Source organism: Streptomyces roseicoloratus (assembly GCF_004117935.1).
Classification (GTDB): domain Bacteria; phylum Actinomycetota; class Actinomycetes; order Streptomycetales; family Streptomycetaceae; genus Streptomyces; species Streptomyces roseicoloratus.
The window spans coordinates 130,950-153,689 of the sequence record NZ_SDOY01000112.1 but is presented as its reverse complement, the minus strand read 5'-3'; the positions used below and the strand labels follow the sequence as shown (position 1 = coordinate 153,689).

Annotated in this window: 16 protein-coding genes; 9 read left to right on the top strand and 7 right to left on the bottom strand. The window is 74.1% G+C overall.

Features of this window, described 5'->3' with window-relative positions; genetic code table 11:
- Position 1: 1 nt before the first annotated feature.
- Genes ESG85_RS14035 through ESG85_RS14025 form a run of 3 tightly spaced genes read right to left on the bottom strand, consistent with a single transcriptional unit; the run spans position 2 to position 4,502 of the window.
- Entirely contained in the window at positions 2-940 is a 939-nt protein-coding gene (locus ESG85_RS14035; RefSeq protein ID WP_128979075.1) for a hydroxymethylglutaryl-CoA lyase, read from the bottom strand.
- On the bottom strand, positions 937-2,868 hold the full coding sequence (locus tag ESG85_RS14030) for an acetyl-CoA carboxylase biotin carboxylase subunit (protein ID WP_128979174.1): 1,932 nt from the start codon (positions 2,866-2,868) through the stop codon (positions 937-939). Before ESG85_RS14030 ends, ESG85_RS14035 begins: the two co-directional genes overlap by 4 nt.
- A gap of 26 nt (positions 2,869-2,894) precedes the next feature.
- Complete coding sequence (locus ESG85_RS14025; RefSeq protein ID WP_128979073.1) at positions 2,895-4,502, bottom strand: carboxyl transferase domain-containing protein; 1,608 nt, start codon at positions 4,500-4,502, stop codon at positions 2,895-2,897.
- Positions 4,503-4,614: 112 nt separating this feature from the next.
- Here ESG85_RS14025 and ESG85_RS14020 point away from each other — a divergent pair, with 112 nt between their 5' ends.
- The 3 genes from ESG85_RS14020 to ESG85_RS14010 all read left to right on the top strand — a co-directional run bounded on the left by ESG85_RS14020 (position 4,615) and on the right by ESG85_RS14010 (position 8,951).
- Positions 4,615-5,208 carry an SACE_7040 family transcriptional regulator gene (locus ESG85_RS14020; RefSeq protein ID WP_128979071.1) on the top strand — a complete coding sequence of 198 codons (594 nt, stop codon included), beginning with the start codon at positions 4,615-4,617 and terminating at the stop codon, positions 5,206-5,208.
- Between the two features lie 143 nt (positions 5,209-5,351).
- Positions 5,352-6,134: a phosphatase gene (locus ESG85_RS14015; RefSeq protein WP_128979069.1), complete on the top strand. Its 783-nt coding sequence runs from the start codon at positions 5,352-5,354 to the stop codon at positions 6,132-6,134.
- Between the two features lie 117 nt (positions 6,135-6,251).
- Entirely contained in the window at positions 6,252-8,951 is a 2,700-nt protein-coding gene (locus tag ESG85_RS14010; protein WP_128979067.1) for a SpoIIE family protein phosphatase, read from the top strand.
- A gap of 16 nt (positions 8,952-8,967) precedes the next feature.
- Here the strand turns inward: ESG85_RS14010 and ESG85_RS14005 are convergent, their stop codons facing one another.
- The 3 genes from ESG85_RS14005 to ESG85_RS13995 all read right to left on the bottom strand — a co-directional run bounded on the left by ESG85_RS14005 (position 8,968) and on the right by ESG85_RS13995 (position 12,505).
- A complete protein-coding gene (locus ESG85_RS14005) occupies positions 8,968-9,843 on the bottom strand; it encodes an acyl-CoA thioesterase (protein WP_128979065.1) in 876 nt (291 codons plus the stop codon).
- Positions 9,844-11,001: an acyl-CoA dehydrogenase family protein gene (locus tag ESG85_RS14000; protein WP_128979063.1), complete on the bottom strand. Its 1,158-nt coding sequence runs from the start codon at positions 10,999-11,001 to the stop codon at positions 9,844-9,846. It abuts the gene before it with no gap.
- 115 nt (positions 11,002-11,116) lie between these two features.
- A complete protein-coding gene (locus ESG85_RS13995; protein ID WP_128979061.1) occupies positions 11,117-12,505 on the bottom strand; it encodes a helix-turn-helix domain-containing protein in 1,389 nt (462 codons plus the stop codon).
- A gap of 164 nt (positions 12,506-12,669) precedes the next feature.
- Here ESG85_RS13995 and ESG85_RS13990 point away from each other — a divergent pair, with 164 nt between their 5' ends.
- Positions 12,670-13,275: a hypothetical protein gene (locus ESG85_RS13990; protein ID WP_128979059.1), complete on the top strand. Its 606-nt coding sequence runs from the start codon at positions 12,670-12,672 to the stop codon at positions 13,273-13,275.
- A 7-nt stretch (positions 13,276-13,282) separates the two neighbouring features.
- Here the strand turns inward: ESG85_RS13990 and ESG85_RS13985 are convergent, their stop codons facing one another.
- Positions 13,283-14,917: a PucR family transcriptional regulator gene (locus ESG85_RS13985; protein ID WP_128979057.1), complete on the bottom strand. Its 1,635-nt coding sequence runs from the start codon at positions 14,915-14,917 to the stop codon at positions 13,283-13,285.
- Positions 14,918-15,016: 99 nt separating this feature from the next.
- Here ESG85_RS13985 and speB point away from each other — a divergent pair, with 99 nt between their 5' ends.
- The 5 genes from speB (at position 15,017) to ESG85_RS13960 (ending at position 22,596) form a co-directional block, all read left to right on the top strand.
- Positions 15,017-15,994 (top strand): agmatinase, encoded by a 978-nt coding sequence (speB, locus tag ESG85_RS13980; RefSeq protein ID WP_128979055.1) that lies wholly within the window; start codon positions 15,017-15,019, stop codon positions 15,992-15,994.
- 237 nt (positions 15,995-16,231) lie between these two features.
- Complete coding sequence (locus tag ESG85_RS13975; RefSeq protein ID WP_128979053.1) at positions 16,232-17,914, top strand: thiamine pyrophosphate-binding protein; 1,683 nt, start codon at positions 16,232-16,234, stop codon at positions 17,912-17,914.
- Between the two features lie 111 nt (positions 17,915-18,025).
- Positions 18,026-18,235, top strand: a complete 210-nt coding sequence (locus tag ESG85_RS13970) for a type II toxin-antitoxin system VapB family antitoxin (RefSeq protein WP_128979051.1) — start codon at positions 18,026-18,028, stop codon at positions 18,233-18,235.
- Entirely contained in the window at positions 18,232-18,654 is a 423-nt protein-coding gene (locus tag ESG85_RS13965; RefSeq protein WP_128979049.1) for a PIN domain nuclease, read from the top strand. The genes ESG85_RS13970 and ESG85_RS13965 overlap by 4 nt, the downstream gene beginning before the upstream one ends.
- A 135-nt stretch (positions 18,655-18,789) precedes the next feature.
- Positions 18,790-22,596: an ABC transporter ATP-binding protein gene (locus ESG85_RS13960; RefSeq protein ID WP_128979047.1), complete on the top strand. Its 3,807-nt coding sequence runs from the start codon at positions 18,790-18,792 to the stop codon at positions 22,594-22,596.
- The last annotated feature ends 144 nt before the right edge of the window (positions 22,597-22,740 follow it).

Below are 22,740 nucleotides of genomic sequence, written 5' to 3'. Positions count from 1 at the left end.
CTCAGGACTCCTTGTGGGAGAGGGCGCGGACGGTACGGGACGGGCTCGGTCGGCCCAGCTGGTCGGCCATCCACACGCTGGTGTCGGTGAGGGCGGCCAGATCGACCCCGGTCTCGATGCCGAGACCGCGGAACATCCACACCAGGTCCTCGGTGGCGAGGTTGCCGGTGGCGGACTTCGCGTACGGGCAGCCGCCGAGGCCTCCGGCGGAGGCGTCGAAGACGGTGACCCCGTGCTCCAGCGCCGCGTAGGCGTTGGCGAGGGCCTGCCCGTAGGTGTCGTGGAAGTGCACGGCGAGGCGGGAGGTGGGCACCCCGGCCTCGTTCAGCGCCGCGAGCAGCGCCTTGACGTGGCCCGGCGTGGCGACGCCGATGGTGTCGCCGAGGCTCAGCTCGTCGCAGCCCATGTCGGCGAGGGCCTTGGTGACCCGGACGACCTGCTCGACCGGGACGGCGCCCTCCCACGGGTCGCCGAAGCACATGGAGAGGTAGCCGCGGACCTTCAGACCGGCCTCCACGGCCCGGGTGACGGTCGGCGCGAACATCGCGAGCGCCTCGTCGACGGTCCGGTTGAGGTTGGCCCTGGCGAAGGACTCGGTGGCCGACGCGAACACGGCGACCTCGCGGGCGCCGAGCGCCAGCGCCCGGTCCAGGCCGCGCTCGTTCGGCACCAGCACCGGCAGCCGCACGGGCAGGTCACGGACGCGCGGGAACAGCTCCTCGGCGTCGGCGAGCTGGGGCACCCACTTCGGGTGCACGAAGCTCGTCGCCTCGACGGTCGTCAGACCGGCCGCGACCAGCCGCCGCACGAACTCGGCCTTCACGTCCGTCGGGACGGCCGTCTTCTCGTTCTGCAGGCCGTCGCGCGGCCCGACCTCGTGGATCCTGACCCGGGCGGGCAGCCCGGCGGCGGGCACGGTCATCGGCAGACCGGCGGTCATGCGTCCTCCTCGGCGGTCTCGCGGGGCGTCACCACGGCCAGGACCTGGTCCATGGCGACGGTCGTGCCGGGCGTGACGTCCAGCTCGGTGACGGTGCCGGCGTGCGGGGCGGAGATGACGTGCTCCATCTTCATCGCCTCCACGACCAGCAGGCTCTGGCCGGCCGCCACCTCCTCGCCGACCGCCACCTTGACGACCGTGACGGTGCCCGGCATCGGCGCGGCGAGCGTGTCGGCACCGCCGTGGCGGGCGCCGGACAGCGCGGCGGCGACCGGGTCGTGGTCGAGCACGTGCCAGGAGTCGCCGTCGCGGCCCAGCCAGTGGCCGGCGCGGTGGAAGTGGTGGGTGAGCCCGTCCACGGTCACGGTCACCGACCGCTCCGCGACCCGCCCGCCGGACGGCGCCGAGTGAGTGACGGGCTCGAGTCCCGGTACGCGGAACGGGAAGGCGAGCGGCTTCGGGGCGCCGCCCATGCGCCAGCCGCTCGGCACCGAGAACGGGTCCGTCCAGCCGTCCCGGGCCTCCGGCGCCAGCGCGTCGAGCCGTACCGCCGCGGCCGCCGCGTACACCTCGTCCGGCACGCCCCGCGGCACCAGGCTCTCCGCGTCCCGCTCCACCAGACCGGTGTCCAGGTCGCCGGAGACGACGTCCGGGTGGGCCAGCAGCCTGCGCAGGAAGCCCGCGTTGGTGGGCACGCCCAGGGTGACCGTGTCGGCGAGGGCCGCGCGCAGCTTGCGCAGGGCGGTGGGCCGGTCCTTGGCGTGGACGATGACCTTCGACAGCATCGGGTCGTAGAGGGACGAGACCTCGGTGCCCTCGGCGAGGCCCGAGTCGGTGCGGACCCCGTCGCCCTGCGGCTCGTTCAGCGCGAGGACCGTGCCGCCGGACGGCAGGAATCCGCGCGAGGGGTCCTCGGCGCAGATCCGGGCCTCGATCGCCCAGCCGTCCAGCCGGACGTCGTCCTGTCCGAACGACAGCGGCTCGCCGGCCGCCACCCGCAGCTGCCACTCGACCAGGTCGAGTCCGGTGATCAGCTCGGTCACCGGGTGCTCGACCTGGAGACGGGTGTTCATCTCCATGAAGTAGTACGAGGACGGGTCGCCGCCCGGCACGATGAACTCGACCGTGCCCGCGCCCACATAGCCGCAGGACCGCGCCGCCTCGACCGCCGCCGCGCCCATCGCCGCCCGGATCTCCGGGGTCAGCAGGACGCTCGGCGCCTCCTCGATGATCTTCTGGTGGCGGCGCTGCAGCGAGCACTCGCGCTCGCCCAGGTGCACCACGTTGCCGTGCGCGTCGGCGAGGACCTGGATCTCGATGTGCCGGGGCCGGTCGATCCACCGCTCCACGAGCAGGGTGTCGTCGCCGAACGAGGACCGGGCCTCGCGCCGCGCCGCCGCGATCTCCTCCTCCAGGACGGCGAGGTCGCGCACCAGGCGCATGCCCTTGCCGCCGCCGCCCGCGCTCGGCTTGAGCAGCACGGGCGCGCCCAGCTCGCGGGCGGCGTCGGCGATGTCGGGGTCGGCGGCGCCCGGGACGACCGGCACGCCCGCCTTCCGGACCGTGTCCTTGGCCCGGATCTTGTCGCCCATCAGGGAGATGGCGTCGGCGGACGGGCCGATGAAGACCAGGCCCGCCTCCTCGCAGGCCCGCGCGAAGGCGGCGTTCTCCGCGAGGAAGCCGTAGCCGGGGTGGACGGCCTGTGCGCCGGTGCGGGCGGCGGCGTCGAGCAGGGCCGGGACGGAGAGGTACGACTCGGAGGCCGGTGCGGGCCCGATCCGTACCGCCGTGTCCGCCTCCCGTACGTGCCGGGCGTCGGCGTCCGCGTCGCTGTACACGGCGACGGAACGCACGCCGAGCTCGCGCAGGGTGCGGATGACCCGGACGGCGATCTCGCCGCGGTTGGCGACGAGGACGGTGTCGAACATGTGCTGCTGCATCGTCTGGGTGTCCCTCACATCCGGAAGACGCCGAACTGGGGGTCACCCAGGGGCGCGTTGGCGCAGGCGGTCAGGGCGAGACCCAGCACCTGCCGGGTCTCCATCGGGTCGATGACGCCGTCGTCCCACAGCCGGGCCGTCGCGTAGTAGGCGTTGCCCTGCGTCTCGTACTGCGCGCGGATCGGGTCCTTGAAGGCCTCTTCCTCCTCGGCGCTCCACGCGTCGCCGAGCTGGTCGCGCTTGACCGTGGCGAGGACGGAGGCGGCCTGCTCGCCGCCCATGACGGAGATCTTGGCGTTGGGCCACATCCACAGGAAGCGCGGCGAGTACGCCCGGCCGCACATCGAGTAGTTGCCCGCGCCGTACGAGCCGCCGACGACCACGGTCAGCTTCGGCACCCGGGTGGTGGCCACGGCCGTCACCATCTTGGCGCCGTGCTTGGCGATGCCGCCGTGCTCGTACGCCTTGCCGACCATGAAGCCGGTGATGTTCTGCAGGAACACCAGCGGGATGCCGCGCTGGTCGCACAGCTCGATGAAGTGCGCGCCCTTCTGGGCCGACTCGGCGAACAGGATGCCGTTGTTGGCGACGATGCCGACCGGGTGGCCGTGGATCCGGGCGAAGCCGGTGACCAGCGTCTGCCCGTACTCGGCCTTGAACTCCTGGAAGCGGGAGGCGTCCACGACCCGCGCGATCACCTCGCGCACGTCGTACGGCGTGCGCGAGTCCACCGGCACCGCGCCGTACAGACCCGCCGGGTCGACCTTCGGCTCCTCGGACGGCTCCACCTTCCAGGGCAGCGGGCCGCGCTCGGGCAGGGTGGCGACGATGTTGCGGACGATGCGGAGCGCGTGGGCGTCGTCCTCGGCCAGGTGGTCGGTGACGCCGGAGATCCGGGAGTGGACCTCGCCGCCGCCGAGCTCCTCGGCCGTGACGACCTCGCCGGTCGCGGCCTTCACGAGCGGCGGGCCGCCCAGGAAGATCGTGCCCTGCTCGCGCACGATCACGGCCTCGTCGCTCATCGCGGGGACGTACGCGCCGCCGGCCGTGCAGGAGCCCATGACCGCGGCGATCTGCGGGATGCCGGCGCCGGACATCCGGGCCTGGTTGTAGAAGATCCGCCCGAAGTGCTCGCGGTCCGGGAACACCTCGTCCTGCATGGGCAGGAAGGCGCCGCCCGAGTCGACCAGGTAGAGGCAGGGGAGACGGTTCTCCAGCGCCACCTCCTGCGCGCGGAGGTGCTTCTTCACCGTCATCGGGTAGTACGTGCCGCCCTTGACCGTCGCGTCGTTGGCGACGATCACGCACTCGCGGCCCGAGACCCGCCCGATGCCCGCGATCACGCCCGCGGCCGGCGCCGCGTCCCCGTACATCCCGTTCGCGGCGAGCGGGGCCAGCTCCAGGAAGGGCGAGCCCGGGTCCAGGAGGGTGTCCACGCGGTCGCGCGGCAGCAGCTTGCCGCGCGCGGTGTGCCGGGCGCGGGCCTTCGCGCCGCCGCCGAGGGCGGCCGCGGCGAGCTTGGCCCGCAGGGTGGCGGCCAGCTCGTGGTGAGCCGCCTCGTTGGCCTGCCAGGCCGCCGACGCGGGATCGGCCGCGCTCGTCAGCACAGGTGCCTGCTGCATCCGTCGAGCTCCCTTGCTCGGTCGGTCCACTCGCTCAGGAGTGCTGTTAATGACCGTTAACGTATGCCCTCCAGGTTAACGACCGCTAACGGGGTTGTCTAGAATCGAATCCATGACCACGAGCCCCACGCGGACCGACGCCCCGACGCGGCGCGAGCAGATCCTGAAGGAGGCCGCCCGCCTCTTCGCCGAGCGCGGCTTCCACGGGGTGGGCGTGGACGAGATAGGAGCCGCCGTCGGCATCAGCGGCCCCGGGCTCTACCGCCACTTCCCCGGCAAGGACGCGATGCTCGCGGAACTGCTCGTCGGCATCAGCGAGCGGCTGCTCGACGGCGGCCGCCTGCGGGTGGCCGAGTCGGACGGCGACCCGCGCGCCGTCCTCGGCTCCCTCATCGACGGCCACATCGACTTCGCCCTCGACGACCGGCCCCTCATCACCCTCCACGACCGCGAGCTCGACCGCCTCAAGGACGAGGACCGCAAGCGGGTGCGCCAGCTCCAGCGGCAGTACGTGGAGCTGTGGGTCACGGTCGTGCGCGAGCTGTACCCGCGCGCGGGCGAACCCGAGGCCCGCGCCGCCGTCCACGCCGTCTTCGGCCTCCTCAACTCCACCCCCCACCTGGGCGGCGCCCCCCTGGACCGCACGGGCATGGAACGCCTGCTGCGCGGCCTGGCGGACGGCGCCTTCGGGGCGCTGGGCGACTGACGGGCGGCGCCGGCCGGGCGCCGTGCGGGCACCGGTTCGTGCCGGGCACCGGTTCGTGCGGGCAGGGCCGGGCGGACCCGCGCCGCGCGGGTCCGGGCGAAACGGTGCGCCGCTGAGCGCGTGGGCCCGGCAGAATGGGGCCCATGCCGATACTCAGCCGCGCCGACCTCGTCGAGCACCTCGTCCGGACCCGTATCGCCGGAGACGTCGCCACCCCGCGTGACAACAACCTCAGCCACTACCGCAAGCTCGCCAACGGCGACCGGCACTACTGGTTCGGCCTCGAGTTCGGCGACCGGTGGAGCGACGAGCAGGACGTGCTCGCCGTGATGGCCGAGCGGTGCGGCGTCGTCGACGACCCGGCGCACCGGACCGGACAGGACACCATCGACCCCGAGCTGACCGTCGCCGCCCTCGACCGGATGGCCGCCCGGCTCGCGAAGGCCGCCGCCGCGCAGGAGCGCGTGCTGTTCGCGACCGGCCACCCGGGCTCCCTGATCGACGCCCACGGCCGGGTCGCCGCCGCGCTGCGGACGCGCGGCTGCGACATCGTGCGGATCCCCGGCGGGCTGACCGCGGACGAGGGCTACGTGGTGCAGTTCTCCGACGTCGCCGTCTTCGAGCGCGGTGCCTCGCTCTGGCACACCCACTCCCCGGAGCCCATGAACGCCATCCTCGACGGCCTCGCGGCGCTGGGCGAGCCCGCGCCGGACCTCGTGGTCGCCGACCACGGGTGGGCGGGACGCGCGGCCCAGCGCGGTGTGGACTCCGTGGGCTACGCGGACTGCAACGACCCCGCGCTGTTCCTGGCGGAGGCCGAGGGCACGATGCAGGTCACCGTCCCGCTGGACGACCACGTGGTGGACCCGCGCTCCTACGAGCCGCTGACCGCGTACGTCCTGGACGCGGCGGGCCTGCTGGACTGAGGACGGGCGGACGCGGTGCCGGGGCGCGGCGGGCGCGGCGGGGCGCCGGGGCGCGGCGGGCGCGATGCCGGGGCGCGCGGGGGTGCGAACTTCACCCTCGGTGCTAGAACTGGAGGCATGGCTGGAACCGGCCGCCTGCGCTCGATGCTGAGCGCGCGCACCGTCGCCCGGCAGGTCTTCCTCCTGCAGGTGGCGATCGTGGTGCTCCTCGTCGTCGCGGCCATGGTGGCGCTCGTCCTGCAGTCCCGCAGCGACAGCGAGCGGGAGGCACGCAGCCGCTCCCTCGCCGTCGCGCAGGCCTTCGCGAGCGCGCCCGGCATCGAGGAGGCCCTCGCCTCGCCCGATCCCTCCAAGGTGCTGCAGCCCAGGGCCGAGCGGGCCAGGAACCTCTCCGAGGTGTCGTTCATCGTGGTCATGACGCCCGAAGGTGTGCGCTACACCCATCCCAACCCGGACCAGATAGGGCGCAACTACATCGGCACCATCGGCCCCGCCGTCGCCGGCGGCGTCGTCCGGGAGACCGTCACCGGCACCCTCGGCCCGTCCATCCGGGCCGTCGTGCCCGTCGTCGGCGAGGACGGCGACGTGATCGCCCTGGTCGCCGCCGGCGTCACGGTCGACGAGGTCAGCGGGGCCGCCGAGGACCAGCTGCCCCTGCTGTTCGGGACCGCGGCCGGCACCCTCGCGCTCACCGCCGGCGGAACCGCCCTGGTCAGCCGACGGCTCATGCGCCAGACCCACGGTCTGGGACCCGCCGAGATCACACGGATGTACGAGCACCACGACGCGGTGCTGCACGCCGTACGCGAGGGCGTGCTCATCCTCGACGGCGACCGCCGGCTCGTCCTCGCCAACGACGAGGCCCGCCGGCTGCTCGACCTGCCCGCCGACACCCAGGGGCGCACGGCGCGGGAACTGGGCGTCGACCCGGACATGACCCTGCTGCTCGACTCCGGACGGACCGCCGCCGACGAGGTGCACGTGGCCGGCGACCGGCTGCTCGCGGTCAACCAGCGCCCCACCGACCGGAACGGCGGCCCCTCCGGCACCGTCGTCACCCTGCGGGACACCACCGAACTGCGGGCGCTCGCCGGCCGTGCGGACATCGCACGGGAACGGCTGCGGCTGCTGTACGACGCCGGCGTACGGATCGGCACCACGCTCGACGTGGTGCGGACCGCCGAGGAACTGGCCGAATTCGCCGTCCCCCGCTTCGCCGACTACGTCACCGTCGACCTCGCCGATCCCGTCATCGGCGGGGACGAGCCCACGGGCGGGGACGCCGACATGCGCCGGGTGGCGTACCGGGGCGTCCGCGAAGACAGCCCGCTCTATTCGGTCGGCAAGCTGATCAGCTTCGTCTCGTCCACGCCCCAGGCGACGGGCTTCGGCTCCGGAAAGGTCGTCATGGAGGCGGACATGGGCGCGCTCTCCGGGTGGCAGCACCAGGACCCGGACAGGGCCCGGCGGCTCCTCGCGCACGGCATCCACTCGATGATCGCGGCCCCGCTGCGGGCCCGGGGCGTCGTCCTGGGCGTGGCGACGTTCTGGCGCGCGGAGCAGCCCGAGCCCTTCGAGCAGGACGACTGCTCCCTGGCCGAGGAGCTGGTCGCCCGCGCCGCCGTCAGCATCGACAATGCCCGCCGCTACACCCGCGAGCACACCATGGCGGTCACCCTGCAGCGCAGCCTGCTGCCCCGTGCCCTGCCCGAGCAGACCGCCGTGGAGGTCGCCCATCGCTATCTGCCGGCGCACGCCGGAGCCGGCGGGGTGGGCGGCGTCGGAGGCGACTGGTTCGACGTCATCCCGCTGCCCGGCGCCCGGGTGGCGCTCGTCGTGGGCGACGTCGTCGGGCACGGCCTGCACGCCGCCGCCACCATGGGACGGCTGCGGACCGCCGTCCACAACTTCTCCAACCTGGACCTGCCACCGGACGAGCTGCTGTGGCACCTGGACGAGCTGGTCACCCGCATCGACCAGGACGAGGAGGCCGGAGACGACGCCGACACGGTCGTGCCGGTCACCGGCGCCACCTGCCTCTACGCGATCTACGACCCGACGTCACGGATCTGCACCCTGGCCCGCGCCGGGCACCTCGGCCCCGTTCTCGTCGGCCCCGACGGCACCGCCGAGTTCCCCCACGTCCCCGGCGGACCGCCGCTCGGCCTGGGCGGGCTGCCCTTCGAGACGGCCGAGCTGGAACTCGCCGAGGGCAGCACCCTGGTGCTCTACACCGACGGCCTCGTCGAGGCTCGCGGCCACGACATCGACGAGGGCCTCGACCTGCTGCGCCGCACCGTCGCCCGGGCCGGCCGCACCCCGGAGGAGATCTGCCGCGCCGTCCTGGAGTCCGTACTGCCCCGGCACCCGGGCGACGACGTCGCCGTGCTCGTCGCCCGGACCCGCGTCCTCGACGCCCACCGCACCGCCGCCTGGGAGGTGCCCTCCGATCCGTCCGCCGTGGCGCCGGTGCGCGCCGCGGCCACCCGGACACTGGAGGAGTGGGGCCTGGAGGAAGAGGTGTTCACCACCGAGCTGATCCTCAGCGAGCTGGTCACGAACGCCATCCGCTACGGCGTCGACCCGGTCCGGGTACGGCTGATCCGCGACCGGGCGCTGATCTGCGAGGTCTCCGACGGCAGCAGCACCGCCCCGCACCTGCGGCGGGCGGCCCTCTCGGACGAGGGCGGCCGCGGCCTGTTCCTGGTGGCCCAGCTCGCCGAGCGCTGGGGGACCCGCTACACCGCCGACGGCGGCAAGATCATCTGGGCGGAACAGCCGCTGCCCGGCGGCAAGGCGCGGGGCAGCGGCCGGTGAGGAACGGCGCGCTCGCTCAGGCCCGCGGGACGCGGACCACGCCCTCCTGGATGACGGAGATCGCGAGCCTGCCGTCCTGCGTGTAGATGCGGGCCTGCCCCAGTCCACGCCCGCCGGACGCGGTCGGCGACTCCTGGTCGTACAGCAGCCACTCGTCCGCCCGGAAGGGGCGGTGGAACCACATGGCGTGGTCGAGGGAGGCCCCCACGACGTCGCCGACGGCCCAGCCGCCGCGCCCGTGGGCGAGGAGGATCGAGTCGAGCAGCGTCATGTCGGAGACGTACGTGGCCAGGACGACGTGCAGCAGCGGGTCGTCGGCCAGCTTGCCGTTCGTCCGGAACCAGACCTGGGAGCGCGGCTCGCGCGGCTGCCCGACGGTTCCCCACGGGGGCGTCTCGGCGTAGCGCAGGTCGACCGCGGCCCGCGCCTCGATCAGCCGGTCCGCGACCTCGCGGGGGAGGTGGCGGGGCAGCATCTCGGCCGGTGTCTCCAGCGACTCCGGGTCCGGCGCGGCCGGCATGGCGTCCTGGTGGTCCAGGCCGTCCTCGTACGCCTGGAAGGACGCCGAGAGGTGGAAGATCGGCTGGCCGTGCTGGACCGCCACGACCCGGCGGGTGGTGAAGGAGCGGCCGTCGCGGATGCGGTCCACGTTGTAGACGATCGGCGCGCCCGGGTCGCCGGCCCGCAGGAAGTAGGCGTGCAGCGAGTGGGCGGGGCGGTCGTCGGGGACGGTCCGGCCCGCCGCCACCAGCGCCTGGGCGGCCACCTGGCCGCCGAAGACGCGGGGGACGATCGACGGGCGGGACTCGCCGCGGAAGATGTCCTGCTCGATCCGCTCCAGATCGAGCAGATCGAGCAGGTCATCCAGTGCCGAATGGTGCGCGTCGGGCACTTACAGGCCCATCGACTTGGCGATGATCGACTTCATGATCTCGCTGGTGCCGCCGTAGATGCGGTTGACGCGGTTGTCCGCGTACAGGCGGGCGATCGGGTACTCGTTCATGTAGCCGTAGCCGCCGTGCAGCTGGAGGCAGCGGTCGATGACGCGGTGCGCGACCTCGGTGCAGAAGAGCTTGGCGGAGGCGGCCTCGGCCGGGGTCAGCTCGCCCGCGTCCAGGGCTTCCAGGGCGCGGTCGGCGACGGCCTCGGCGGCGTCGACCTCGGCCTGGCAGGCGGCCAGCTCGAACTTGGTGTTCTGGAAGTGCGCGACCGGCTTGCCGAAGACCGTGCGGTCCGTGACGTACTGCTGCGCGAACCGGACGGCGGCCTTGGCCTGCGCGTACGCGCCGAAGGCGATGCCCCAGCGCTCGGAGGCGAGGTTGTGGCCGAGGTAGTAGAAGCCCTTGCCCTCCTCGCCGAGCAGGTCCTCGACCGGCACCTTGACGTCGACGAACGCGAGCTCGGCGGTGTCGGAGGTGCGCAGGCCCAGCTTGTCCAGCTTGCGGCCGATGGAGTATCCCTCGGACTTGGTGTCGACGGCGAAGAGGGAGATGCCGAAGCGGCGGTCCTCGGCCGACGGGGCGGAGGTGCGGGCGCAGACGATCACGCGGTCGGCGTGGACACCGCCGGTGATGAAGGTCTTGGCGCCGTTGAGGACGTAGTGGGTGCCGTCCTCGGAGAGCTTGGCGGTGGTCTTCATGCCCGCGACGTCGGAGCCGGTGCCCGGCTCGGTCATCGCGAGGGCCCACATCTCCTCGCCGGAGACGAACTTCGGGAGGTAGCGCTTCTTCTGCTCGTCGGAGGCGAGCATCTTGATGTACGGCAGGGCGAGCAGGACGTGCACGCCGGAGCCGCCGAACTGCACGCCGGCGCGGGAGGTCTCCTCGTAGAGGACGGCCTCGAACTTGTGGGTGTCCAGGCCGGCGCCGCCGAACTCCTCCGGCACGTTGATGCCGAAGATGCCCAGCTCACCGAGCTTGTGGTAGAAGTCGCGCGGCGCCTGACCGGCGGCGAACCACTCGTCGTAGACCGGGACGACCTCGGCCTCGATGAAGGCGCGGATGGTCTCCCGGAACGCCTCGTGGTCCTCGTTGAATACGGTACGGCGCACGAGCCGCCTCCTTCGGGTCCTGTCCTGGTATCCGGCCGCCGCCCGGCGCTCAGATGCATCGTGGATGCTGTCTAAGCGCTTGCTCAGCCTTCTTTTCCTCGAAGTTACCCAGCAGTCACCCGCTCTGTCCAGAGTCCTCCGATGTGATCCAGCGCCGACTCTCGCCGTCGTACTCGTACGTGGGCCTGCCCGCGGCCCCGCTGGTACGGAACGGCCGCCCGCCCTCGTCCGTGATCCGCACGGTCCCCGACCGCCCCTCCGAACTCCACTCCAGCTCCAGGTACCACCGGCAGTCGCAGCCCGCCGTCCGCGCCGAGACGAGCAGTTCCTCGGGTTCCGAGACGGTGACCTTGTAGGGGAAGGCGACGGCCGGGATCGACCGGCCCTCCCCGGAGGCGTCGTAGCCGTCGACCGGCCGGGCGAGCGGACGCGGCCGGTCGAGGTCGACGGCGAAATGGCGCGGGGTGAGGGCCCCGCCGCAGCCCGGGGACGACCGGTACGCGCGCCACGGCAGCGGCTCGCCGCGTTCCACCACCCGCACGTGCAGCCCCCGCAGCACGACGGCGGCCCCCGACCGCCCCTGCACCGTGACCCGCACCGGCGTCTCGCCGGCGGGCACGGCCCCCTGCGCCCGCACCCACCCGGCGGCCCCGGAGACGTCGGAGGCGTCGGGCGGCGCGGGCATCCGCTGCGGGGCGCGGTCGACGAGGTAGGTGCCGCCGCAACCGCCCTGCGGGACGTCGGAGACGGCCGAGACCGTGAGCGGGGCGGGGCCGGCGCTGCTCGACGCCGCCGGCGGCGTGGTGGGCGCACCGGTACCGGGGCCCGGCGTCGGGAGCAGCAGCGCCCCGAGCCCGAGCCCGAGGGCGGCGACGGCGGCGGCGGCACCGACGACGAGGAGAGGGCGCCGGCGGGGGCGGGCGGGGGCGGCTCCGGTACGGGTGACGGGGACGACGGGGCTGATGTCGGTGTCGACGGGGCCGAGGCCGGTGCCGGCGGGGCCGAGGCCGGTGTCGACGGGGCGCTCGTCGTCGAGGGCGGTGCCTGTGGCGGGGAGGGGGCGGGGGAGGGCGACAGCAGGGCCCGCGGAAGCAGGGTTCACGGACGGGTCCGGGGCCGCGACCGGGGCCGCCGTCGGGCGCGGGGCGGCGTCTACGGCCGGGGCGGCAGCCGGTCCCGCGGTCGCGTCCGGGGCCGACACTGCAGGGGGTGTCGGCGTGGCAGCCGGCGCCGGCGCGGTCTGTGCCGCCGGGCGGCGGGCGCGGTCGGCGCGCTGCCAGGCCGCCTCCAGGGCACGGCGTTCCTCCTCGTCGGCGCCGCACAGGACGGCCAGGCGGTCGACGATCGCGAAGCCCTCCGGCACGGTCGCCCCGGAGCAGTACCGGTGGAGGGTGGACGCGCTGACGTTGAGGCGCCGGCCCAGCGCCTCGTAACTCCTCCCGTGCCGCGCCTTCAGCGCGCTCACGAGCCGCGCGAACTCCTCGACGGCGGCGTCCTTCGGCATTCCATCCCCCTCGACCCTGCGTCTCACCCTTCACGTTCTTGCACGTCAGCGGGGGTGGAATGGTTCCGGGACGGACGGCGGGCGCGTCACCGTTGCGAGACGGCGGGCGCCGGCCCGAGGCTGGTGGAGCACCGACCGAACGAACCGACGGGGGATCCACCACCATGAACACGTTCCGTACCGCACTGGCCACCGCCGCCGCTGCCGCCCTCGGGCTCGCGGCCCTCGCGACGGCCCCGGCGCAGGCCGCCGCCCAGCCCGCGTTCCTCGCGGCCTCCCAGATGCCGGCGTCGTCGACGCCGTGGACCGCCACCCGGATATTCACCGGCGTCCCGGAGAACGGCGGCGTCCTCTGCGCCTCGTACAAGATCCCGGCGCAGAACAGCCGCTACCGCGAGTTCCGCACCGAGCTCGAGACCAACGCCGTCCAGGTCACCAACGTCGCCCGCACCGAGGCCGACGCCGTGAAGCTGGTCGACGCCCTCCGCAAGTCCCTGGCCGGCTGCGGCGCGCAGCTGGAGCGGCAGAACCCGGGCCTGAAGGCCGTCAGCGCGTACCACGGCAAGCTCGCCGTCGAGGAGGGCGCCTGGGTCTACAGCCTGGACACCGCCGAGCCGCAGATCGGCAGCACCGACATCCACCTCTTCTCCGTCGGCCGCGACGGCCGCACCGTCACCCTCGTCCGCTGGGGCCAGATGGGCGACCTCAAGGACGCTCCGCTGACCGCGTTCCGCACCACGACGAAGACCGCGGTCAACAAGCTCTACTGACCGGCGGTCAGCCGGACCTGAGCGCGAACCACAGCTCCATCCGGACGTCCGGGTCGTCCAGGTCCCGGTCGAGGAGCGTCGCGGCGCGGGCGATGCGCTGGCGGACGGTGTTGCGGTGGATGTCCATCGCGACCGCCGTCCGGTCCCAGCTGCCGTGCAGCGACAGCCAGGTGCGCAGGGTGTCGGCCAGCACGGGGGAGAGCGGGGCGAGGAGGGTACGGGCGTGGGCCGCCGCCTCGTCCGGGTCGACGAGGCCCGCGAACCCGGCGGCCCGGTGCCGTACGAGCGGCGTCCGGGTCGCCTCGGCCCGGCGCAGGGCGCGGGCGGCCTCGGCGTCGGCGGCGGCGAGCGCGCCGGCCTCGGCGGGCGCGCTCACGCCGAGGATCCAGCCGGGCTGGGCGGTGACGGCGGAGGAAGCGGGCAGCAGCAGCCGCACGGCCGGCGGCCGGCCGCCCCGGGACGGTACGGCCCCGGACCGTACGTCTCCGACCGCACGGCTCCCGGCGGCGTCGCCCCCGGCCCCGGACCGTACGTCTCCGGCCGCACGGCTCCCGGCGGCGTCGCCCCCGGCCCCGGGCGGTGCGTCACCCACGGCCCCGCTCGACCCGTCGGCCCGGCCCGCGTCGAGCAGCGGCGTGCCCAGTGCCGCCGCCAGGGCCGACGCCGCGAAGGGCGTGCCGTCGCCGCCGGAGGCGTGCACCACGGTCCAGGGGCCGGGGCCGAGGGCCTGGGCGGCGTCCACGGGGGTGGCGCCGAGCAGGAGACGGACCAGGGCCGTGTCGCGGGCGGTGACGCCGGCGGCGCGGTGCGGGGCCGTGAGCAGGGACAGCAGGACGACGGCGACGCCCGCGATGGTGTGGTCGCCCGGCGCGCGCCGTTCCGCGGCCACTCCCAGGGTCAGCCCCTCGCCGCCGCCCAGCGCGTACGCGGCGAGCCGGAGCCCGCCGCCCTCGCCGCTCGCGGAGGCGGGTCCGCCGGGCCGGGGTCCGAGGACGCGCGCCAGATCGGCGAGCGCCCGGCCGGCCTCCGGCGGGATCTCGCGGCCGGCCACCGCCGACTCCGTACCGTTCGGGCCGAACAGGACGGCCCGTCCGCCGAGGCGGGAGGCGAGGGCGCCGAGGACGGCGGGCACCGGCGCCGGGCGGGCGGCGGCCGTCGCGAGGGACTGCTGGGCCTCGCTGACCCGGCGCAGTTCGTGCAGCCGGGCCTCCGCCATCAGCCGCCACAGCGCCCGGGCCACCGCCGTGAACGGCGTCCGCGGCGGCACCTCGATCAGCGGCAGCCCCTGCGCGGCGCACGCCTCCACCAGCGCGGGCGGCACCGTGTCGTACACCGGCGTGACGCCGAAGCCGAGCGCCGCCGCGCCCGCCTCCACGACCCGCTCGACGTACCGCGCCGGATCGGTCAGCTGGACGCCCGCCGTCAGCAGGAGCTCGCCGCCGAGGAGGTACGGATAGGGGTCGGCCATCTCGGAGGTGTGCACCCAGTGCAGCGAGACCTCGGGCGAACCGGCGCGCAGGCGCAGGCCGAGCTCCGCGCGGGCGAGCAGCGAGGCGAGCGGGACCGGCGGCGCGGGATGCGGGGAGGGCTCCGGCGGGGGCACGGCACTCACGTCCGACACGACTGTGGACCCTTCCTCCATCGACCGCCCGTACAGTGGAGGAAACGTACACTTCAATGTCGCTTTCGGGCCACTTACCGTCGATCCGGACCCCACCGACATCCCCAGGAGGACCCGACCATGAGCAGCAGCGACCAGAACACGCCGCGCGGCCCGATCGACTCGTCCCGCATCCCGCGGTACGCCGGTCCCGCGACGTTCGCCCGGCTGCCGCGACTCGACGAGGTCGGCACCGCCGACGTCGCCGTGGTCGGCGTCCCCTTCGACAGCGGCGTCTCCTACCGCCCGGGCGCCCGCTTCGGCGGCAACGCCATCCGCGAGGCCTCGCGCCTGCTCCGCCCGTACAACCCGGCGCAGGACGCCTCGCCGTTCGCGCTCGCGCAGGTCGCGGACGCGGGTGACATCGCGGCGAACCCGTTCAACATCAACGAGGCCGTCGAGACGATCGAGGCCGCCGCCGACGACATCCTCGGCACCGGCGCCCGCATGATGACCCTGGGCGGCGACCACACCATCGCCCTGCCGCTGCTCCGCTCCGTCGCCAAGAAGCACGGCCCGGTCGCCCTGCTCCACTTCGACGCGCACCTCGACACCTGGGACACCTACTTCGGCGCCGAGTACACCCACGGCACCCCGTTCCGCCGCGCCGTCGAGGAGGGCATCCTCGACACCGAGGCCCTCTCCCACGTCGGCACCCGCGGCCCGCTGTACGGCAAGCAGGACCTGACGGACGACGAGAAGATGGGCTTCGGCATCGTCACCTCGGCCGACATCTACCGCCGGGGCGCCGACGAGGTCGCCGACCAGCTGCGCCAGCGCATCGGCGACCGCCCGCTGTACATCTCCATCGACATCGACTGCCTCGACCCCGCCCACGCGCCGGGCACGGGCACCCCGGAGGCGGGCGGCATGACCTCCCGCGAGCTCCTGGAGATCCTCCGCGGCCTGTCCTCCTGCAACCTGGTCTCCGCCGACGTCGTCGAGGTCGCCCCGGCCTACGACCACGCCGAGATCACGGCGGTCGCCGCCTCCCACACGGCGTACGAGCTGACGACGATCATGTCCCGCCAGATCGCGGCGAGCCGCACGGACAAGTAAGCCCGACGCGGGGCCGCCCCTCGCCGTCTCGCGACTCCCACGGGTCAGGGAAGCGGACGACGGCGAGGGGGCCCGCCTCATCCCCCCGTCCAGGGGGAGCGGATGATGGCGGGGAGGGGTCCGGGACGAAGCCCCGGACAAGCCCCCGCCCCGTCCCGCCCCCGTCCCGCCTCGCCCCCGTCCCGCCCCGCCACCCACACCAACCCGCACGCAGCACGCCGCCCCAAGGGACCCCGCATGACCCACGACCACGACCTCGTCCTGCGCCCCACCCCCGCCCAGACCGCCGCCGCGCTCACGCCGCCCCCCGGCCGCACCGGCGGCGACCTCGTCGTCGAGACCCTCTCCGGCCTCGGCGCGACGACGGTCTTCGGGCTCCCGGGCCAGCACGCCCTCGGCGTGTTCGACGCCCTGCGCCGCTCCTCCCTCCGCTACGTCGGCCTCCGCGTCGAGAACAACGCGGGCTTCGCGGCCGACGCGTACGGCCGCGTCACCGGCGAGGCGGCCCCGCTGCTGCTCTCCGCCGGCCCCGGCGCGCTGATGTCGCTCGCGGCGCTGCAGGAGGCGGCGGCCGCGTCGGCGCCGGTGCTCGCGATCGGCGCGCAGGTCCCGACGGCGGGTCTCGGCGGCGGCCGGCACGGCTATCTGCACGAGCTGCGCGACCAGCAGGCGTCGTTCCGGGACGTCGTGAAGTCGGTGCACACGGTCAGGACGCAGTCGCAGATCCCGTCGGCGATCGCCGCCGCGTGGAAGTCGGCGCTGACGGCGCCGCACGGCCCGGTGTGGGTCGAGATCCCGCAGGACGTGCTGCTCGCCGAGACGATCCTGCCGGTGGTCACGGCCGTGGACGCGACGCCCGACGAGCCGGCACCCCGGCCCGAGCTGACGGCGGTGGCGGCGCACCTGCTGGCGAACGCGGAGCGCCCGGCGATCATCGCGGGCGGCGGGGTGGTCCGCGCGGACGCCTCGGGCAAGCTCCGCGCGCTCGCGGAGCGGATCGACGCACCCGTGGTCACGACCTTCGGCGGCAAGGGCGCGTTCCCGTGGCGGCATCCGCTGTCGCTCCAGTCGTGGCTGGAGGACCGGCACACCACGGACTTCCTGGAGGACGCGGACGTCCTGCTCGTGGTCGGCTCGGGCCTCGGCGAGCTGTCGTCGAACTACCACACCTTCGCGCCGCGCGGCCGGGTGATCCAGATCGAGGCCGACGCCGGGAAGCTGGAGTCGAACCACCCGGCCCTGGGCATCCACGCGGACGCGCGGCTGGCGCTCCAGGCGCTCCTGGAGACGGTGGAGACGCGCTCGGACGCCACGGCACCGCAGCGGGTGGCGGCGGTCCTCGCCAAGGTCGCGGACCGCCTGGCGGCCCAGGGCCTGGAGCTGGAGCAGCAGGTGGTGACGGCGGTCCGGAAGGCCCTGCCGGACACGGCGCCCAGCTTCTGGGACATGACGATCCTGGCGTACTGGGCCTGGTCGGCGTTCGACGCCCGCCGCCCGAACACCATGCACTCGGCGCAGGGCGCGGGCGGCCTCGGCTACGCGTTCCCGGCCGCGCTGGGCGCGGCCGCCGCGGATCCGACGACGCCGGTGCTCGCGGTCTCCGGCGACGGCGGCGCGATGTACTCGATCGCGGAGCTGGCGACGGCGAAGCAGCACGGCTTCGACGTGACGTGGCTGATCGTCGACGACGGCGGCTACGGCATCCTGCGCGAGTACATGACGGACTCCTTCGGCGAGGCCACGGCTACCGAACTCGCCCGCCCCGACTTCGTCTCCCTGGCCCGGTCCTTCGACGTCCCGGCGACCCTCACCACCCCGGACACCCTGGCCGAGGACCTCACCGAGGCCCTGAAGACCCCGGGCCCGTCGGTGGTCGTCCTCCCGGCCCTCCTCCGCATGTTCGAACCGACCCACCTCTGACCCCGGCCCGGTCGGGCATCACCCGTGGGAGCGAACGAGGCCGCCGCGCGTTGCCGCCCCGATCGCCCCGGACATATGCTTCAGGTGTTGCCCGCATATGGAGGTCGTCCCGTGTCGAATCTGTACGTCGAGGTCGACGACCTGGCCCTCGCCGAGGCGGCGGAGATACTGGGCACCAAGACCAAGAAGGACACGGTCAACGCGGCCCTGCGCGAGGTCGCGCGGCGCCACGAGCGGCTGCGGGCGCTGGAAGAACTCACGGAGATGGCCGAGCGCGGCGACTTCGACCTCCTCATGGACAAGGCCAACTACCGCCGATGAACGTCGCCACCTACCTGGTGGACACCTCGGCCGCGGTAAGGATCATCGCCAGGAAGCACGTCCAGGACGAGTGGCGGAAGTTCACGACCGAAGGTGTCGTCGCCCTGTGTGACATCACCGAGCTGGAGATCCTCTACTCGGCCCGGTCCGCCCCCGACCGGCTCGCCAAGGAACAGCTCCTCGAACGACTCTTCACCTGGACCGCCGTCCCTGACGGCGTCTACTCCCGTGCCCGTCGCGTCCAGGAGATGCTGACCGAACGGGGCGAGCACCGCAGCGCCGGGCCGGTGGACCTCATGGTCGCGGCCACGGCCGAGCTGTCCGGACTCACCCTGCTCCACTACGACCGCGACTTCGACGTGATCGCCCGCGTCACCGGGCAGCCGATGCGGTGGGTCGCGCCGCCGGGGACCGCGTGACCGAACGCCCCAGGGCGCGCCCCGCCGGGCGCCTCACCGGCCCCACTCCCCGCCTCCGGATCGTTGCGGCGGGATGAAATCGCACGTCGGCCGTGTTGGGGCTTCCGGTAGGGCAGGACGAACGGGAGGCGCCACGTGGCGGCGGTGGGGCAGGACAAGCAGGCGGGGGAGCGCGGGCCCGGATGGGCGCGCAGGCTGTGGGGGTACGCGTGGCGGCACAGGACCGACGTGGTGCTCGCGCTCGGGTCCTCCCTGGCCGGCATGGCCGTGCTCGCGCTCGCGCCGCTCATCACCAAGGTGATCATCGACGACGTCATCGGCGCGAAGGGTGACGGCTCCGGCTCCCTCGGCCTGTGGACCGGTCTCCTCCTCGCCTCCGCCGTCGTCGTCTACGTCCTCACCTACATCCGCCGCTACTACGGCGGACGCCTCGCCCTCGACGTCCAGCACGACCTGCGCACGGAGATGTTCGGGACCATCACCCGGCTCGACGGGCGGCGGCAGGACGAGCTGTCCACCGGGCAGGTCGTCGGGCGGGCCACCAGCGACCTCCAGCTGATCCAGGGCCTGCTCTTCATGCTCCCGATGACCATCGGGAACGTGCTGCTGTTCCTCATATCGCTCGGCGTGATGGCGGCGCTGTCCCTCCCGCTCACCCTCGTCGCCCTCGCCGTCGCCCCCGCCCTGTGGTGGATCGCCCGCCGCAGCCGCACCCGCCTCCACCCCGCCACCTGGTACGCGCAGCAGCAGGCCGCCGCCGTCGCCGGTGTGGTCGACGGCGCCGTGACCGGCGTGCGCGTCGTGAAGGGCTTCGGCCAGGAGGAGCAGGAGACCGGCAAGGTCCGCGAGGCCGGGCGGAAGCTGTTCGCGGGCCGGCTGCGCACCATCCGGCTCAACGCCCGGTACACGCCCGCCCTGCAGGCCGTGCCCGCGCTCGGCCAGGTCGCCGTGCTCGCGCTCGGCGGCTGGCTCGCCTACCGCCAGCAGATCACCCTCGGCACCTTCGTCGCCTTCTCCTCGTACCTCGCCTCCCTCGTCGGCCCGGTCCGCATGCTCGCCATGGTCCTCACCGTCGGGCAGCAGGCCCGGGCCGGCGTGGAGCGGGTCCTGGAGCTGATCGACACCGAGCCGAGCATCGAGGACGGCACCAAGGAGCTCCCGGCGGACGCGCCCGCCACCGTCGAGTTCGACGACGTGTCCTTCGCGTACGAGAGCGCCGACGGCAAGGCCAACCCCGTCCTGGAGGGCTTCTCGCTCGAGATCCGGCCCGGCGAGACCGTCGCCGTCGTCGGCGCCTCCGGCTCCGGCAAGTCCACCGTCTCGCTCCTCCTGCCCCGCTTCTACGACGTGACCCGCGGCGCCGTCCTCGTCGGCGGCCACGACGTCCGCGAGCTCACCCTCGACTCGCTGCGCGCGGCCGTCGGCATGGTCCCCGAGGACAGCTTCCTGTTCTCCGAGACCGTCCGCGCCAACATCGCGTACGGCGTCCCCGACGCCACCCAGGAGCAGATCGAGACCGCCGCGCGCGCCGCGCAGGCCGACCGTTTCATCGCCGAGCTCCCCGACGGCTACGACACCAAGGTCGGCGAGCACGGACTCACCCTGTCCGGCGGCCAGCGCCAGCGCATCGCGCTGGCCCGCGCCATCCTCACCGACCCGCGGCTCCTCGTCCTCGACGACGCCACCTCCGCCGTCGACGCCAAGGTGGAGCACGAGATCCACGAGGCCCTGAAGTCGGTGATGGCGGGCCGCACGACCCTCCTCATCGCGCACCGCCGCTCCACCCTCGGCCTCGCCGACCGGATCGCCGTCCTCGACGGCGGCCGGCTCGCCGCGATCGGCACCCACGAGGAGCTGGAGCGCGGCTCCGCGCTCTACCGGCGCCTCCTCACCGACCCCGACGAGCTGGGCGCCGTCTCGCCCGGACACGCGCTGCCCGTCGAACCGCCGGAGGACCGCACGCTGCGGGCCGAGCTGGACGCCGAGTTCGACGCGGAGCGCGGCATCACGCCCGCCCTGTGGGTGCGCGAGGACACCGACGACCGCGAGACCGCGGCGCCCGGGGCCACGCCGGAGCTGCTCGCCGCCGTCGAGGCCCTGCCGCCCGCGGTCGACGTCCCGGACGTCGACGAGACCCGGGCCGTCTCCCCGGAGGACTCCTACGGCCTGCGCCGCCTCCTCCGCGGCTTCGGGCTTCCGCTGCTGATCAGCCTCGGCCTGGTCGCCCTCGACGCGGGCGCCGGTCTGCTGCTGCCGGTCCTCATCCGGCACGGCATCGACGAGGGCGTCAACCGGCTCGCGATCGGCGCCGTGTGGGCCGCGTCCGCGCTCGCCCTGGTGACCGTGCTCGTGCAGTGGGTCGCGCAGACCGCCGAGACCCGGATGACGGGCCGGACCGGCGAGCGGATCCTCTACGCGCTGCGCCTGAAGATCTTCGCCCAGCTGCAGCGGCTCGGCCTGGACTACTACGAGCGCGAGCTCACCGGCCGCATCATGACCCGGATGACGACCGACGTCGACGCCCTGTCGACCTTCCTCCAGACCGGTCTGGTCACGGCCTTCGTCTCCGTCGTCACCTTCTTCGGCATCATGGTCGCGCTGCTCGTGCTCGACCTCCAGCTCGCCCTCGTGGTCTTCGCGACCCTGCCGGTCCTGGCCGTCGCCACGTACTTCTTCCGCCGCGCCAGCGTGAAGGCGTACGAGCTGGCCCGCGAGCGGATCAGCGTGGTCAACGCGGAGCTCCAGGAGTCCGTCGCCGGCCTGCGGATCGTGCAGGCCTTCCGGCGCGAGCACGCGGGCGCCGAGCGGTTCACGGCCCGCAGCGAGGCGTACCGCGGGGCCCGCGTCCACGGCCAGTGGCTGATCTCCGTCTACTTCCCGTTCGTCACCCTGCTGTCCTCGGCGGCCGCGGCCGCCGTCCTGATCGTCGGCGCGAACCGCATCGAGGCGGGCACGCTGACCACCGGCGCGCTGGTCGCCTACCTCCTCTACATCGACCTGTTCTTCGCGCCCGTGCAGCAGCTGTCGCAGGTCTTCGACGGCTACCAGCAGGCCGCGGTGTCCCTGAAGCGGATGCAGGAGCTGCTCCAGGAGCCGGCCTCCACCGCCGCCGCCGACGCCCCGCGCGCCGTGCCGTCGCTGCGCGGCGAGATCGCCTTCGAGAACGTCTCCTTCGGCTACGGCTCCGCCGGGGCCGGTGACGACGGCGCGAAGGGACCGGGCGGCGAGAACGCCCTCACCGGCATCGACCTGCGGATCCCGGCCGGCCAGACCGTCGCCTTCGTCGGCGAGACCGGCGCGGGCAAGTCGACACTGGTCAAGCTGGTCGCCCGGTTCTACGATCCGACGGCGGGCCGGGTCACCGCCGACGGCACCGACCTGCGCGAGCTCGACCTCACCGCGTACCGGCACCGACTCGGCGTCGTGCCGCAGGAGGCGTACCTCTTCGAGGGGACCGTCCGCGACGCCATCGCGTACGGCCGCCCGGACGCCACCGACGCCGAGGTGGAAGCCGCGGCCCGCGCGGTGGGCGCCCACGACATGATCGCCACCCTCGACGGCGGCTACCTCCACGAGGTCGCCGAGCGCGGCCGGAACCTGTCGGCCGGCCAGCGCCAGCTGATCGCCCTGGCCCGCGCCGAACTGGTCGACCCGGACGTGCTGCTCCTCGACGAGGCCACCGCCGCCCTCGACCTGGCCACCGAGGCCCAGGTCAACGCGGCCACCGACCGCCTCGCCGGCCGCCGCACCACCCTGGTCGTCGCCCACCGCCTCACCACGGCGGCCCGGGCGGACCGGGTGGTCGTCATGGACCACGGCCGCGTCGCCGAGGACGGCACCCACGACGAACTCCTGGCCCGCGACGGCCGGTACGCGTCCCTGTGGCGCACGTTCATCGGCGAGGACACGGAGCAGGAACCGGCGAGCGTCGAGACGGTCTGAGCCGGGGGCCCGGGCCGGACCGGACCGGCGGGCGAAGGGTGGCCCGGGTCCGGGCCCGTCCGCGCCCGGGGCGTTCTGAGCCCGGGAACCCGGTCGTCTGAGTACGACAGCGCATTCCGGCCATCCGGCGGCGCCGGTGGAATC